This window comes from Acetatifactor sp. (genome assembly GCF_982438285.1).
The window spans coordinates 1-16081 of sequence record NZ_CEWDFQ010000028.1 but is presented as its reverse complement, the minus strand read 5'-3'; the positions used below and the strand labels follow the sequence as shown (position 1 = coordinate 16081).

At 49.0% G+C, this 16081-nt stretch carries 15 protein-coding genes; 14 read left to right on the top strand and 1 reads right to left on the bottom strand.

Annotated elements, in window-relative coordinates; genetic code table 11:
* The 3 genes from AC1WIP_RS02680 to alaS all read left to right on the top strand — a co-directional run.
* Positions 1-627, top strand: a 627-nt coding sequence (locus AC1WIP_RS02680; protein ID WP_481140361.1) for an Hsp70 family protein, incomplete at its 5' end; no start/stop codon positions are given.
* A gap of 3 nt (positions 628-630) precedes the next feature.
* The gene (locus AC1WIP_RS02675; protein ID WP_481140360.1) at positions 631-2658 is read left to right on the top strand and encodes a hypothetical protein; all 2028 of its coding nucleotides are present in this window, start codon (positions 631-633) and stop codon (positions 2656-2658) included.
* Between the two features lie 80 nt (positions 2659-2738).
* Positions 2739-5393 (top strand): alanine--tRNA ligase, encoded by a 2655-nt coding sequence (alaS, locus tag AC1WIP_RS02670; protein ID WP_481140359.1) that lies wholly within the window; start codon positions 2739-2741, stop codon positions 5391-5393.
* A 63-nt stretch (positions 5394-5456) separates the two neighbouring features.
* Here alaS and AC1WIP_RS02665 read toward each other — a convergent pair whose 3' ends face one another.
* Positions 5457-6338 carry a LysR family transcriptional regulator gene (locus AC1WIP_RS02665; RefSeq protein ID WP_481140358.1) on the bottom strand — a complete coding sequence of 294 codons (882 nt, stop codon included), beginning with the start codon at positions 6336-6338 and terminating at the stop codon, positions 5457-5459.
* Between the two features lie 157 nt (positions 6339-6495).
* On the opposite strand from AC1WIP_RS02665, the gene AC1WIP_RS02660 reads away from it, so the two are divergent.
* From AC1WIP_RS02660 to AC1WIP_RS02610, 11 genes are all read left to right on the top strand, one after another.
* Positions 6496-7062: a chromate transporter gene (locus AC1WIP_RS02660; RefSeq protein ID WP_481140357.1), complete on the top strand. Its 567-nt coding sequence runs from the start codon at positions 6496-6498 to the stop codon at positions 7060-7062.
* Complete coding sequence (locus AC1WIP_RS02655; RefSeq protein WP_481140356.1) at positions 7059-7622, top strand: chromate transporter; 564 nt, start codon at positions 7059-7061, stop codon at positions 7620-7622. The genes AC1WIP_RS02660 and AC1WIP_RS02655 overlap by 4 nt, the downstream gene beginning before the upstream one ends.
* A 134-nt stretch (positions 7623-7756) precedes the next feature.
* Positions 7757-7933, top strand: coding sequence for a 30S ribosomal protein S21 (gene rpsU / locus AC1WIP_RS02650; RefSeq protein ID WP_481140355.1), 177 nt, complete (start codon positions 7757-7759; stop codon positions 7931-7933).
* A gap of 88 nt (positions 7934-8021) precedes the next feature.
* Complete coding sequence (locus AC1WIP_RS02645; protein ID WP_481140354.1) at positions 8022-8615, top strand: putative ABC transporter permease; 594 nt, start codon at positions 8022-8024, stop codon at positions 8613-8615.
* Positions 8616-8692: 77 nt separating this feature from the next.
* Positions 8693-9853 (top strand): D-alanyl-D-alanine carboxypeptidase family protein, encoded by a 1161-nt coding sequence (locus AC1WIP_RS02640; RefSeq protein ID WP_481140353.1) that lies wholly within the window; start codon positions 8693-8695, stop codon positions 9851-9853.
* Between the two features lie 62 nt (positions 9854-9915).
* The gene (locus AC1WIP_RS02635) at positions 9916-10836 is read left to right on the top strand and encodes a metallophosphoesterase (RefSeq protein WP_481140352.1); all 921 of its coding nucleotides are present in this window, start codon (positions 9916-9918) and stop codon (positions 10834-10836) included.
* Complete coding sequence (locus AC1WIP_RS02630) at positions 10805-11551, top strand: segregation and condensation protein A (protein ID WP_481140351.1); 747 nt, start codon at positions 10805-10807, stop codon at positions 11549-11551. The genes AC1WIP_RS02635 and AC1WIP_RS02630 overlap by 32 nt, the downstream gene beginning before the upstream one ends.
* Before the next feature lie 29 nt (positions 11552-11580).
* Complete coding sequence (gene scpB, locus AC1WIP_RS02625) at positions 11581-12150, top strand: SMC-Scp complex subunit ScpB (RefSeq protein ID WP_318704016.1); 570 nt, start codon at positions 11581-11583, stop codon at positions 12148-12150.
* Between the two features lie 51 nt (positions 12151-12201).
* A complete protein-coding gene (locus tag AC1WIP_RS02620) occupies positions 12202-13560 on the top strand; it encodes a D-alanyl-D-alanine carboxypeptidase family protein (RefSeq protein ID WP_481140350.1) in 1359 nt (452 codons plus the stop codon).
* A gap of 156 nt (positions 13561-13716) precedes the next feature.
* Entirely contained in the window at positions 13717-15147 is a 1431-nt protein-coding gene (locus AC1WIP_RS02615; RefSeq protein ID WP_481140349.1) for an acyl-CoA carboxylase subunit beta, read from the top strand.
* 19 nt (positions 15148-15166) lie between these two features.
* Positions 15167-15967 (top strand): OadG family protein, encoded by an 801-nt coding sequence (locus AC1WIP_RS02610; RefSeq protein WP_481140348.1) that lies wholly within the window; start codon positions 15167-15169, stop codon positions 15965-15967.
* The last annotated feature ends 114 nt before the right edge of the window (positions 15968-16081 follow it).

The window sequence follows — 16081 nt, the reverse complement described above, 5'->3', positions numbered from 1 at the left end:
CTTACAGATGTATGCTCCTTTACGCTGGGCACGGAGATTGTAGTGGAGTATGAAGAGGGAAAATTTGAGGATGGGAGATTCTGTCCTATTATAGAGCGCAATACCGTGATTCCCGCAAGCCACACGGAACGGCTTTACACCGCCAGAGACAATCAGGAGAAGGTGCGCGTACGGGTGCTTCAGGGGGAAAGCCGCTTTGCACGCAACAATCTGTATCTGGGTGAGCTGGAAATACCGGTTCCGCCGGGGCCCAAGGGGAAGGAGGCGGTGGATGTGACCTACACCTATGATATCAATTCCCTTTTGGAGGTGGAGGTAAAGGTGGTTTCCACCGGCTTAAGCCAGAAGCTGATTATCAAGGGCCAGGACAATGAGATGACCGACGAGGAGATTGCAAAGCGCATGGAGGAGCTGGCCTACCTGAAAATCCAGCCCAGGGATTACGAGGAGAACAGGCTGGTGCTGCTTCGGGCGGAGAGAATGTACGAGGAATCCTTAGGCGAACGCAGGAAAAAGCTGGATTTTTATATTACGGCTTTTGAGACTGCACTGAAAAAGGGAAAGCATGAGGAAATTGAAACCGCCAGGGAGGAGCTCAACGAGATGCTGGAGCAGGAGGATGAATGATACATGGGCAGATGGTGGAAGGCAATTGTGCTGGCTTTATTGCTGGAGCTGACCCTTTTCCAGTACTCCAGCCTCCTTACGGCCTTTAATCAGCCGAAAGAGGCGGAAAATGTACGCATTTATGCAGGCGGTGAATGGAATGCGGATGGCAGCATTACGGTGGCGGAGTCCCTTCGCCTGGAGATACCCCAGATCAACGAAAAGCTGAATGCGATTAAAATTTCCTTTACCAGGCTTAACCCGGAGGGAAAGGAAACCGAAGAGGTCACTACTGTGTCTGTGTATGCCGCGGACGAGGCAAACCAGGATTATTATGTGCTGCCGGACCGGCAGATTTTGAAGGACGTCCCAAGAAGCCAGTATTTAAAGCTTCATCTGTCGGGGGAGTGCAAAAGTCTTGTGATTTTTCTGGCTGCAGGCCAGGGAGACATCATTCAAATTGACGAGCTGATATTAAATCCCAAAATACCTGTGAATTTTTCCCTGCTGCGCTTTTTTGTGCTGACACTGACCATTTGGTTTTTGGCGTTTGCTTCTGCAAGGGGGAAATATTACAAAGAGATGCAGGCGGCGGATTCCTGGTCTCAGAGGCGGATCACCCTCGCGGCGGTTCTTTTGCAGATTGGACTCTTTGTGGGAGCGGCGTTTTTGAATCCGGTGTTTGGGGATGTGGAATGGGAGCATCATATGCAGTATCACAAGCTGGCGGTTGCCTTGTCCAAGGGACAGCTTTATTTGGAGGATACGCCGCCGGCGTCTTTGGCGTCCATGGAAAATCCATATGATTATGCCATGCGGCAGAAAATAACGGAGGGCGCGGGGGAAAGCTACCTTTGGGATGTGGCTTACTATAACGGCAAATACTATGTGTATTTTGGCATTGTGCCGGTGCTTTTGTTTTATCTGCCCTGGTATCTGGTGACGGGAACCCCTTTTCCCACAAGACTTGGGGTGCTGATAACCGGGGCGGGGTTTATTCTGGCGACATTTTGGCTTTCCGCAAATCTGGTGCGCAGATATTTTAAGGGAAGCATTCCCTACGCAGGCTGGCTTCTGGGAACACTGCTGATGATAAACGGCTGTGGGGCGTTAACTATCATGAGAAGGCCTGATTTTTATTCCCTTCCCATTCTGCTGGGGATAACCCTGTCTGTGTTTGGAATCGGCTGTTTTATTTCCTCATTGAAGGAAAACCAGGTGACCACATGGAAGCTTGTCACAGGGTGTTTGTCCATGGCTCTTGTGGCCGGCTGCAGGCCCCAGCTTCTTTTGGGCTCTCTTTTGATTTTCCCGATCTATTGGGAAGCTGTCTTTCAAAAGAGGCTGCTGTTTTCCAGGAAAACCTGGGGGAAGACCTTGCTTGCCTTTTTGCCCTATGTGGCGGTGGGCGCCTTTCTCATGCTGTACAATTACAGGCGTTTCGGCTCGCCCTTTGATTTCGGAGCCACCTATAATCTTACCACAAATGATATGACAAGGCGGGGCGTTGATCTGGGAAGGCTTCCTCAGGCGTTTTTCGTTTATTTGTTTCAGCCGCCCAGTCTTTCTGCAAAATTTCCCTATATACAGCAGGTGTCCCAGTGGACCTCCTACATGGGAAAAGCCATAACAGAAGGAACCTTCGGCGGATTTTTTCCGGTGAATCTCATGGCATTTTTGGGGCTTTGTTTTTTGGGAAAGAGAAAGTGGTTTCCCAAAAGGTCCGTATATGCTTTTGCCTTTATGTCTGTGGTTCTGGGATTTTTGGTGGTGTGTGTGGACGCCCAGGCTGCGGGTGTGCTGCTTCGGTATTTCAGCGATTTTGGATGGCTCTTTTATCTGGGAGCCCTGACTGCGTGGTTTTCGGCCTGGCAGTACAATCGGGAAATGCCGGACAGAATTCATCTGCTGCGGCTGGGGCAAAATGCGGCCTTCGCCGTAACCATGGCCTTTTATCTGATGCTGCTGTTTACGGATAACGCGGAGCGTCTGGCGGACACGGCGCCCTCTGTGTTTTATACCTTTTACTACCAGCTTGCCTTTTGGACTTAAAGAAACCGTCTCTTGACGGGGACAAGGGAGACAGATATAATGATAAAACGTAAGGAAACGCAAATAGGAGGATAAATCCCATGAAAGCATATGGTGTAAACGAACTGCGGAGGATGTTTCTTGATTTTTTCGAGAGCAAGGGGCATCTGAAGATGAAGAGCTTTTCGCTGGTGCCTCACAATGACAACAGCCTTTTGATCATCAATTCAGGCATGGCGCCCTTAAAGCCTTATTTTACCGGTCAGGAGATACCGCCCAGAAGAAGGGTGACCACCTGCCAGAAATGTGTGCGGACCGGAGATATTGAAAATGTAGGAAAGACAGCCAGACATCTGACCTTTTTTGAGATGCTTGGAAATTTTTCCTTTGGGGATTATTTTAAGCATGAGGCCATTGCATGGAGCTGGGAGTTTCTCACCCAGGTGGTAGGCATGGATCCGGAGAGGCTGTATCCCTCCATTTATTGTGAGGATGATGAAGCCTTTGAAATCTGGACAAAGGAAATCGGAGTGCCGGAAGAAAAAATTACCCGTTTTTACCGGGACGAGAACGGTAAGTGCGATAATTTCTGGGAGCACGGCGCAGGTCCCTGTGGTCCTTGCTCTGAAATCTATTATGACAGAGGAATCAAGTACGGCTGCGGAAAGCCGGACTGTAAGGTGGGCTGTGACTGTGACCGGTTCATGGAGGTGTGGAACAACGTATTCACCCAGTTTGACAATGACGGGCATGGACACTATACGGAGCTGGCACAGAAGAACATTGATACGGGCATGGGGCTGGAGCGTCTTGCGGTGGTGGTGCAGGATGTGGAATCCGTTTTTGACATCGACACCATGAAGGCAATCAGAGACCGCATCTGCCAGATCGCGGGAGTGGAATATCAGAAGGACGAGGCCAAGGACGTGTCCATCCGTCTGATTACGGACCATATTCGTTCCTCCACCTTTATGATCAGCGACGGCATCATGCCCTCCAACGAGGGCAGGGGCTATGTGCTGCGCCGTCTGATCAGAAGAGCGGCCAGACATGGAAGGCTTCTGGGAATTGAAGGAAAGTTTCTTGCAAGCTTGAGCCAGACCGTCATTGACGAGTGCAAGGACGGCTACCCTGAGCTGGAGGAAAAGCAGGCCTTTATTTTAAATGTGCTGACCCAGGAGGAGGACAAATTTGACAAAACCATCGACCAGGGCCTGAGCATTTTAAATGAGATGGAAGAGGAGATGAAGAAAGCGGGTGTCTCTGAGCTTCCGGGAGATAATGCCTTTAAGCTGTATGACTCCTATGGCTTTCCTCTGGACCTGACGGAGGAAATTCTGTCAGAGAAGGGCTTTGGCGTGGATCAGGCGGGCTTTGGCGCATGTATGGAAAAACAGAAAGAACAGGCCCGCAAGGCAAGAAAGGGGACCAATTATATGGGGGCTGATGTGACGGTCTATGAGTCCATCGATCCCGCCATCACCACGGAATTCGTGGGATATGACAGACTTAAGCACGATTCCAGAATTACGGTGCTGACCACTGAGACGGAGCTTGTGGAGGCGCTTACCGACGGGCAGACGGGTACTGTGATCGTGGAGGAAACTCCCTTTTATGCAACCATGGGAGGACAAAACGGGGATACTGGCACTATCGTCACTGCAGACGGCAGCTTTGAGGTAAAGGAAACCATTCATCTTTTGGGAGGAAAGGTAGGACATATCGGCAGGGTAACCAAGGGAATGCTCAAGGTGGGCGATACGGTTTCCCTGACAGTGGACGCCAAAAGAAGGGCGGATACCTGTAAAAACCACAGCGCCACCCATCTGCTGCAGAAGGCTTTAAGAGAAGTGCTGGGCACCCATGTGGAGCAGAACGGCTCCTATGTGGACGGCGAAAGACTGCGCTTTGATTTCAGCCATTTTGCACCTATGACGCCAGAGGAGATCAGGAAGGTAGAGGAGCTTGTCAACGAACAGATTGCGGAAAATCTTCCTGTGGTTACCCAGATCATGACTCTGGAGGAGGCAAAACAGACAGGAGCCATGGCGCTTTTCGGGGAAAAGTACGGAGAGAAGGTCCGTGTGGTAAAGATGGGAGATTTTTCCACAGAGCTTTGCGGCGGAACCCATGTGGCAAACACCGGAGCAATAACGGCCTTTAAGATTGTTTCTGAAAACGGTGTTGCGGCAGGGGTGCGCAGAATCGAGGCGCTGACAGGAAATGGCGTTTTTGCCTATTACCGGAATCTGGAGCAGATTCTGGAGGAGGCCTGCAGGATTTTGAAGACGTCTCCGGCGGCTCTTGTGGAAAAGTGCGAGCATGTGACCACCCAGGTGAAGGCGCTTTCGTCCGAGAACGAATCCTTAAAGAGCAAGGCGGCAAAGGAGGCTCTGGGAAACGTTATGGACAGTGTGGTGGAGATAAAGGGCGTAAAGCTGCTGGCAGCCAGCGTGGACAATGTGGATATGAACGGCTTGAGAGAGCTGGGAGACCAGCTGAAGGAAAAGCTGGGTGAGGGCGTTGTAGTGCTGCTTTCCAATCAGGGCGGAAAGGTGAATATAATCGCCATGGTAACGGATGCTCCTCTGAAGGCTGGCGCCCATGCAGGCAATCTGATCAAGGGTATTGCCGCCCTGGTGGGTGGAGGCGGCGGAGGCCGTCCCAATATGGCCCAGGCCGGCGGAAAAAATCCGGCGGGCATTCCCGCTGCCATAGCGGAGGCTGCAAAGGTGCTGGAGACGCAGCTTTCCTGAAGAAGCGGGGGAGCAGAAATATCCCACAGCAATTTGCTGTAAAATGATTTATGGCAGGAAGGGCTAGTCCTTCCTGCCATAATTTTTGCACAGAGCAATAAAGGTATTCATGTTTGGTGTGAGATATTTGCTCTTGTGGTAAATGATATTTAATTCCCGCTGCAGTGGCGGTTTGAGGGGCAGCATTTTGACAACATTTTGCTGGATGTCCCTTTCCACAAGAAGATAAGGAAGTACCGCCACTCCGATTCCGCCTGCAACGCCTTTGACAATAGCTTGTGTGCTTGCGCTTTCCCATATGGGAGAGACAGATAACTGAAGAAGAGAAAAGCACGCGTCCAAAAGCTCTCTTCCGGCGCTTCCCTTTTCCCGCATGAGAAACGGAAATTCGGCTAACTGTGAGAGGGTAGTGGATTTTTGCCCGGCCAGGGGATGGGTGCAGGAAACGATGGCGCACATAGTGTCCTCCATAAAGGGAACCGAATGGATTTCAGTATGCTCAGGCCTGGTTTCGATCAAGCCGATATCGATGGAGTTGTCCAGGATTTTTTGTTCGATATCGCTGGATCTGCTTATGAATGCTTCTATTTTCAATTCAGGATATTGGAGCTGATATTGCTGAATCAGCAGAGGAAGCATATGGGTTCCGATTGTGATGCTTGTGCCCACGCGGAGAGCCCCGGACTGATCCCAGTTTTTTATTTTCTTTTCCATATCCTCAAAAAGAGAAACGATGTGAAGGGCGTAATCAAAAAATTCTTTTCCGCATTCCGACGGAAAAATACGCCTCCCGATTCTTTCAAACAGCCGCACGCCATAGTATTCCTCTAATTCCTTTATGGCAACGCTTACGGAGGGCTGCGCAAGATGCAGCTCTTTGGCGGCTTTTGTGATATTGCTGTGCTTAAAAACAGCCACAAATATTTTCATGTGTCGAAGGGTCATAGCTTTTTCCTATAATAATAAATTACCTATGGTAATTATAGAGTAATAGTATTTTCTTTATCTGTCAAGATGTACTATACTTACAAGAGAAAAGCGGCGCAGAAGCTGAGCTTTGGTGCGCCTGCACCAGCGCAGAACACTTCGGAATGGAGGAAAGATGAAAAGTAAAAAAGAGGTTTTATTAAAAGTATTTATTTCCACTCTCTATTTGAGCGCTTTTACTTTTGGCGGCGGTTACGTCATTGTAACGCTGATGAAGAAAAAGTTTGTAGATGAATACCATTGGATTGAAGAAAATGAAATGCTGGATTTGATTGCAATCGCCCAGTCATCCCCTGGCGCTATTGCTGTCAACGGCGCCATTGTGGTGGGGTATAAGCTGGCCGGCATGGCTGGCGCGGCCACTGCTATTATCGCTACAATTATTCCACCATTTGTCATCATTTCTCTGATCTCCGTATTTTATAATGCCTTTCGGGACAATTTTATTGTCAGCCAGGTTTTGGAAGGCATGCAGGCGGGAGTGGGGGCAGTCATCGCGGCGGTGGTCTTTGAAATGGGAGCGGGCGTTATCCATGGGAAACAGTTGTCCTCAATTTTGATTATGGCGGCTGCCTTTGTGGCAACCTGCTTTTTGGAAATCAATGTGGTTTATGTGGTCTTGATTTGCATTGTGATTGGAGTGATACGGGCATTGGTACAAAAAAGGAGGAAGGCAAAATGATTTATCTACAGCTTTTTTTGAGCTTTCTACAGATTGGCCTATTCAGCTTTGGGGGCGGTTATGCCGCAATGCCTCTGATACAGGGAGAGATTGTAACATCACACGGATGGCTGAGTATGTCAGAGTTTACCGACCTGATTACCATTTCCCAAATGACGCCCGGCCCTATTGCTGTCAACTCCGCTACCTTTGTGGGAATAAAAATTGCCGGCATCCCGGGAGCTATTGTGGCGACGGCGGGATGTATCCTGCCCTCCTGCGTCATCGTCACTTTGCTTGCACGGCTTTATCTAAAATATCGCAGTATGAATGTATTGCAGAGTGTGCTGACTACGCTCCGCCCGGCGGTTGTGGCAATGATAGCATCTGCAGGAATTTCTATTCTTGTATCGGCTTTTTGGGGAAACGATGGAGCCGTTACGCCTGCAGGCACCAGCTGGAGTCTGGTTGTTATTTTTATTGTCAGCTTTGCACTGCTGAAAAAATGGAAAAGGAATCCCATCCTTGTGATGCTGCTTGCCGGTGTCCTGAAGCTGGCAGTGGCTGTGGCGGCAGGGTAAAATTTTAAAAAAATAGTTGACGAATAACTTTTTTGTGTTATAATGTTAAGTGTGCACGTGGTAAAACACTGTACATAAAGAATAACCCAATCAGTCATGTTACTAGAGGGACTGAAGGGAGGTCGGGTGTAGTCATGTCAAACGTAATCGTAAAAGAGAACGAGACTTTGGATAGCGCTTTACGCCGCTTTAAAAGAAGCTGCGCGAAGGCTGGTATTCAGCGGGAGATTCGTAAGAGAGAGCATTACGAGAAGCCAAGCGTAAAACGCAAGAAAAAATCTGAAGCAGCAAGAAAACGTAAATATAACTAATCCACAAAAGTCCTTGGCCGGTTACGACTGAGGACTTTGTAGTTACAGGAGAAATAAGTCTGCAAAAAATACTGAGGGGTGGACTGTCGTGTGGACAAGAGAGTTGTTTGGGACGGATGTTTATCATCTGGTAGCGGCATTTGCGGTATACAGCATTCTGGGCTGGTTTGTAGAGTCTGTCTATATGTCCTTCTGCAACCGCAGGCTGACCAACAGAGGGTTTGCAAAAAGTCCTTTTTGTCCGATCTACGGCTTTGGCGCTGTGATCGGCTATCTTTTGCTTTGTCCTCTGAAAGGACAATACATAAAGCTTTATCTGGCAGGGGCGTTTCTGGCCACTGTCTTTGAGTACCTGGTGGGCCGGGCCATGATCCGGCTGTTTGGAAAGCTCTGGTGGGACTATAATGAAAAGCCCTTTAATTTTCAGGGTATTATCTGTCTGGAGAGTACTGTCTGCTGGGGGTTTTATGCCATAGGAATCGTGCAGTTTCTGAACATGGCGGTATATCGCCTGATTGATTCCGTGAGGTTTGATCAGGGAGTCCGGGCGCTGCATGTGATTTTGCTGATTGTAGCGGTGGATTATGTGATCCAGCTGATGAAGGCATTTCACATTGACGTGAAGGAAAAGAAAAAGCAGTTTGTGGACAGATGCTGTTCCATTATTGCCAGGTGGTATTAATCCCTGCCGGAAGGAATATCTGAGGCCGCACTCCCATATTCTATACTAGAAGAAAATAGGGGAGCGTGGCTTTTTTTATGTATGGGAAACGGAGAATAGCGGCCTTTTGTCTGTGCTTTGTGATGTTTCTGTGTATGGACAAAACGGTTTATGCAGATATCAGCATATCTGCGCCGTCCGCCATCCTGATAGAGGCATCCACGGGGCAGGTGATCTATGAGCAAAACGCCTCGGAGCGCAGAAGTCCGGCAAGCATCACGAAGATTATGACGCTGCTTCTTGCTTTTGAACAGATCGAAGCCGGAAAAATCAGTCTGGAGGATGAGGTGGTTACCAGCGAGTACGCAAGCTCCATGGGAGGATCTCAGGTGTTTTTGGCGGCTGGAGAGGTGCAGACCCTTGATACTATGTTAAAATGTATCGCCGTTGCATCCGGAAATGATGCAAGTGTGGCTGTGGCGGAGCATATAGCGGGCAGCGAGGAGGCCTTTGTGGGGCTGATGAACGAGAAGGCTGCGGAGCTTGGCATGGTGGATACTCATTTTGAGGACTGCTGTGGGCTGACCAATTCCGACAATCATTATTCCTCGGCCAAGGATGTGGCCTTGATGTCAAGAGAGCTGATCACAAAATATCCCCAGGTCTATGATTATACAAAGATATGGATGGAGGATATCACCCATGTAACCAGCCAGGGGAGCAGCATTTTTACGCTGACCAGCACCAATAAGCTTTTGAAGCAATATCAATGGGCCACGGGACTGAAAACGGGGTCCACCGCAAAAGCAAAATATTGTCTGTCTGCTACGGCCAGCAAGGATGGCATTGACCTGATTGCTGTGGTCATGGCCGCGCCGGATTACAAGGTGCGTTTTCAGGATGCACAGACATTACTGAATTACGGCTACAGCGTCTGTGATCTATACATAGACGAAAATCAGGATGCACTGGAGCCCCTTTTGGTGGAAGGGGGCGTAAAGGAGCAGGTGGATGTGAAATATGCCGGGGAATTCAGGTATCTGGATATTCAGGGAAATGCCCTTTCCGGAGTGGAAAAGGTCATTGAACTGCCCGAAACAGCAAAGGCTCCCCTGGAGGAGGGGAGCGAGGCCGGGAGAGCCCGTTATCTTTTAAATGGAGAAGAGCTTGGCAGCATTCCCATTCTGTATGCGGAAAGCATTGAAAAAGCGGGCTATTTTGATTATCTGAAAAAAATATTTTTATTTTTCCTTTTGTAAACGGGTTAAGTGTGCTAAAATAGAAAGAACGCTGTAAAGGGCGAAGGCTTTGTGAGGATACCATGATAAATCTGTTGATTACGATAATAGGCGTTCTTGCGCTGATCTGCCTTTGGGTGCTGCTTTACGACAGCAACCGGTTTGTGGTGGCAAGGTACAGAATGGAGGATGCACGCATAAAGAAAGGCTGTCGCTTCGTGGTGCTGGCGGATCTGCATAACAAGCAATATGGAAGGAACAATGGAAGGCTGCTTGCAGCTATCGAAGAGTGCAAACCGGACTTTATTCTTGTGGCGGGAGATATGCTCACCGCGAAACCGGGGAAAAGTCCGGAGGCTGCGCTGCATTTTCTGGAAGCGCTTGCGGCTTTGTATCCCATCTATTATGGAAATGGCAATCACGAGCACCGGCTGAAACTGTATCCTTCCAAATATGGAGATTTGGGAGAGCAGTACGAAAAGGCGCTGCGAAAAATGGGAATTTGTCTGCTGGTAAATGAACATGTCTCTCTGCCGGAGGCGGGAGTGGTGATATATGGTTCCCAGATAGACAAGCAGTATTATAAAAGGTTCCGGGTCCAGAAAATGGAAGGTGATTACCTGGAAAGCATTCTGGGAAGGATAGACAGGGCAAACTATAATATCTTGATTGCCCATAATCCTGATTATTTTCCCCAGTATGCAGAATGGGGGGCTGATCTTGTGCTTTCCGGACATGTACATGGCGGCATGGTTAGAATCCCTTTCTGGGGAAAGGGTGTGGTGTCTCCCGGAATCCGTCTTTTTCCCAAATACGACGGCGGACTTTTCAGACAGGGCGATTCTTCCATGCTTTTAAGCAGAGGGCTGGGAATGCACACCATACCTATCCGGCTTTTTAATCCCGCAGAGGTGCTGGTGGTGGATCTTGTACCGCCCGGGGGAAAGAAAACGGACGCAGGGAGGACTGATTATGGCGATACCGGTAAAACTGGAAGTGTTTGAAGGCCCTTTGGACCTGCTGCTTCATCTGATTGACAAGAATAAAATTGATATCTACGATATTCCCATTGTGGAGATTACCGAGCAGTATCTGGATTATATCAAGCAGATGCAGCAAAGAGATATGAATGTGATGAGTGAATTTCTGGTGATGGCTGCCACGCTGATCGACATTAAGTGCAGAATGCTGCTGCCCAAGGAGGTCAACGAGGAAGGGGAAGAAGAGGACCCAAGAGCGGAGCTGGTACAGAAGCTTTTGGAGTACAAGATGTATAAGTATATGTCTCTGGAGCTCAGGGACAGACAGGTGGATGCGGGCAGAAGCATGTACCGCAGCCAGAGCCTCCCAAAGGAGGTGGCCGCCTATAAGCCCCCCATTGATTACCAGGAGCTTGTGGGCGATATGACATTAAACAAGCTGCATGAAATTTTTAAATCCATGATCAAGCGTCAGGAGGACAAGATTGATCCTATCCGAAGCCAGTATGGCAATATCGAAAAGGATGAGATCGACATGGATGCAAAAACGCTGTATGTGGAAGCGTACGCCAGAGAACACAAAAAATTCAGCTTTCGCAGGCTGCTGGAAAAGCAGTCCAGCAAGATGGAGGTGATCGTCACCTTTCTCATTATTCTGGAGCTGATGAAGCTGGGAGAAATCCAGATCAGCCAGGAGAATATTTTTGACGATATTATGATTACCTCAAACGTGGCATAAGGCTGCGGCAGATAGGAGCGGATACATAGATGGAACGGACAAAGGCAGAGGCAGTGATAGAGGCGGTATTGTTTGCCATGGGAGAATCTGTGGAGATTGGCCGCCTTGCGCAGGTGATAGAGGAGGACGTAAAGACCACGAATGCAATTTTGAAGGATATGTCCAGACGCTATGAGGAGGAGGACAGAGGGATTGCGCTGACACAGTTTGACAATGCGGTTCAGCTGTGCACGAAGCCGGATATGTACGAATATCTGATTAAAATAGCAAAAAATCCAAGAAAGCCTGTGCTGACGGACACGGTTTTGGAGACGCTCTCCATCATTGCCTATAAACAGCCCATTACCAGGGTTGAGGTGGAGAGAGTGCGGGGAGTAAGCTGTGACCACGCCATCAATAAGCTTTTGGAATACGATCTGATTACGGAGCTTGGGAGGCTGGATGCGCCGGGGCGCCCTCTTTTATTTGGAACCACGGAGCAGTTTCTCAGGAGCTTCGGGGTAAAGAGCTTAGAGGAACTGCCGGAATTAAATCCGGTGCAGATCGAGGAGTTTAAGCAGCAGGCGGAGGCGGAGGTCTCACTGCAGCTGGATGTGTAATAGGACAAAACGAAAAAACATATATTAGTAGAAAATCCTGGAAAGTATGTAATGACTATGAAAGGACGAAACTGGATCATAGGGGTGTTTGCGGGCATATTATTTTTATTCATGCAGGCGCCCCTTTTTGCGTGGGCAGGACAAGAGGAAGATAGTGAGGCGCAGCCCGATTTTTCCCTGTATGCTGCATCGGCAGCATTGATTGATGCCCAGTCGGGAAGAGTGCTGTATGGGAAAAACGCGGATACGCCAATGGCCATGGCCAGCACAACAAAGATTATGACCTGCATTGTGGTGTTGGAAAACGCGGATATGGAGGATACGCTGCAGGTTTCCTCTTATGCGGCTGGAATGCCCAAGGTGAAGCTGTATTTGAAAAAGGGAGAGACCTACACTGTAAAGGACCTGCTCTATTCCTTGATGCTGGAATCCCACAATGATACGGCAGCTGCGCTGGCGGAACATATCGGGAAAAGGTATCTGTCCCAGGAACTGCAGAATAAAAGCACAGCGGATTTTACCACGGAGGAAAGCAGGATGGCGGTTGCGGCATTTGCTTCGCTGATGAATGCCAAGGCGAAGGAGCTGGGGTGTGAAAACACTTATTTTATCACGCCAAACGGTTTGGACGCCACAGAGACCATTACATTAAACAATGGAGAGACCGTGGAGCGGGAGCACTGCACCACGGCCACGGAGCTTGCGCGGATTATGGCTTACTGCGTGGGGCAGTCTCCGAAAAAGGATGCTTTTTTGGAAATCACCAGGACTCCCAGCTATTCCTTTTCGGCCAATGGAAGAAGCTTTTCCTGCACCAACCACAACGCCTTTCTGAATATGATGACGGGGGCCTTAAGCGGAAAGACGGGGTTTACCAACAAGGCGGGGTACTGCTATGTGGGAGCCCTTGAAAACGAGGGCAGAACCTTTGTGGTGGCGCTGTTGGCCTGCGGGTGGCCCAACAATAAAAATTATAAGTGGAGTGATACGAAGGAGCTGATGCAGTATGGACTGGATTCCTATTTCTATCAAGCCTTTTCGGAACAGGAAACAGCCATCTCGCAGGGGGACTTAGCGCCCATCCCTGTGGAGGGAGGAAGAACGCGGATATTAGGGGAGACGGCTTTTGTGCCTCTTTCCGTACAGGAGGATGAGGATGGGCTTTCCGGGCTTCTTTTGCGGGAGGGGGAAGAAATCCAGGTGGAATGCCGGATAAAAAAGAATTTGAAAGCCCCTGTGGAAAGCGGAACAGTGGTGGGGAATATTTATTACATAGTGGATGACACCATATACAGGACGGATACTGTAATTGCTATGGAAACTGTGGAAAAAATAGACTTTGCCTGGTGCCTGGAGCAAATATGCTGCCGTTTTTTGCAAACGGAGGCTGCAGGAGCACAAGGAATGTAAAAAATGTGAAAAAATTGCAATTCGTTCTTTGCGAGTTGCTTTTTTTGTGTTATACTAAACTGACGTTAATCATGGGGGCATTTGCTTTATAATCAAAAATGCCACCTCTATTAATTTGTTTTTATTTATTCATATTATAAACGGAGGGCTGAAAGCATGAGTACTACTTCAAAAGCGAGTCAAAGAATTACTGCTTTACTCGATGACAACAGTTTCGTTGAAATCGGCGGACTTGTAACTGCAAGAGCTACTGATTTTAACATGAAACCAAACGAAACTCCTTCTGACGGGTGCATTACCGGCTACGGAGTGATCGACGGTAATCTCGTGTATGTATACAGCCAGGATGCGGCCGTGATGAACGGAACCATCGGCGAAATGCATGCGAAAAAGATTTCCAACCTTTATGATCTGGCGATGAAGACAGGAGCACCTGTGATTGGCCTGATTGACTCTGCGGGGCTTAGACTGCAGGAGGCTACAGATGCGCTGGCTGCCTTTGGTGAAATTTATCTGAAACAGACAATGGCCTCCGGAGTGATTCCTCAGATCACTGCCATTTTTGGCACCTGCGGCGGCGGACTTGGCCTGTTTCCCACGCTGACTGACTTTACCTTTATGGAGGAGAAAAATGCAAAGCTGTTTGTAAATTCTCCCAATGCGCTGGCGGGCAATGTGATCACAAAATGCGATTCCTCTTCTGCAGCATTCCAGTCTCAGGAGAGCGGCATTGTGGACGTGGTTGGGGATGAAGCCTCCATTTTGTCCGGCATCAGGACTCTGATTGGATTTCTGCCTGCAAACAATGAGGACAACTTAAATTATGACGACTGCACGGATGATTTGAACCGTGCCAGCGCTGAGCTGGCAGGCTGCGTGGGGGATACTGCGATGGCCCTTCGTGTGCTTGCGGATAATTATAACTTCTTTGAGGTGAAGGCCGGCTATGCGAAGGATATGGTGACAGGCTTCCTCAAATTAAACGGCGTAACCATCGGCGCAGTGGCAAACCGCAGTGAAGTCCTCGATGCCGAGGGCAATGTGTCCGAGAAGCTGGACGCGGTGCTGACGAAGAAGGGCTGTGAAAAGGCTGCTGACTTCGTGAATTTCTGCGACGCATTTGGAATTCCGGTGCTTACCCTGACCAATGTAAAGGGCTATGAAGCTACCATGTGCTCTGAAAAGGGCATTGCAAAGGCGGCTGCAAAGCTTACATACGCTTTTGCAAACGCTACCGTTCCCAAGGTGAATGTGATCATTGGCAAGGCTTATGGCACGGCTTACATTGTGATGAATTCCAAGGCCATAGGTGCGGACATTACCATGGCTTGGCCGGATGCACAGATCGGAACCATGGACAGCAGGCTGGCTGCAAAGATTATGTATGACGGCCAGGGGGCGGATGTGATAGACGAGAAGGCTGCGGAATATCAGGAGCTTGCCCTGAATGTAAAGAGTGCGGCAAAAAGAGGGTATGTGGATCAGATCGTAGATGCTGCCGACACCAGAAAATATGTGATCGGCGCCTTTGAGATGTTATTTACAAAGAGCGAGGGACGTCCTGCAAAGAAACACGGAACAGTCTAAGAGAAAGGGTGATTATAAGATGAAGAAATTTTTTGCTCTAATATGTATGATTACCTGTATCTTTGGTCTGACAGCCTGCGGAAGCGAAGAGACGCTGACAGAATATGAGCAGCAGAAGGTGGATTATGCAGAACAGCTGGCGGCCCAGAGGGTGGTTCCGCTGCTTGCGAATTTTATGGATGATGCTGCCGCCCAGACATTTGCGGAGAATACCAACGAAGAAATCGAGTATATCTTCAGCAATGACTACAGCATGAATGTGGATGGGTACGCACTGGCTTCGGCCATAGAGTCCTATCATTCCGCCGCGGCGGATATCGGAAGCATAACTGCTATCGGTGAGGCTGAGGGAAGAATCGACGGCGATCAGATCATCGTGTATGTGCAGGTAGAGGGAGAGAAAAAGGATGCGGAAGCAGAGGTTATTTTCTCAAACGATATGTTCATGGTGCTGGAATCCTCGGCTTTGAATCCAGTGTCCTCCATGGGCGAGCTGATGATGGGTGCAACCCTGAATACCCTGGTGGGCATGGGCACTGTGTTCTGCGTTTTGATCCTGATCTGTCTGATTATCAGCTGCTTTGGAGTGTTTGCAAAGTTGCAGACCGGGAAAAAGAATCAGGATGAGAAGGAAGAAAAGAAGCCTGCGGCGGAAAGCCCGGCACAGCAGACCGCTGTTCTGGAAGAGACAGCGCCCCAGACAGATGATCTGGAGCTGATAGCGGTGATTGCAGCGGCCATAGCCGCAAGCGAGGGAAAAACCTCTACGGACGGCTTTGTGGTGCGCTCTATCCGCAAGGTCAGAAGAAGCAGATACTAAAGACGGTTGAAACAAACTTAAATTTATGGAGGAATGAAAAATGAAAAATTATACCATAACCGTTAATGGAAACGTATATGATGTAGTAGTGGAGGAGGGTGTGTCCTCTGTTGC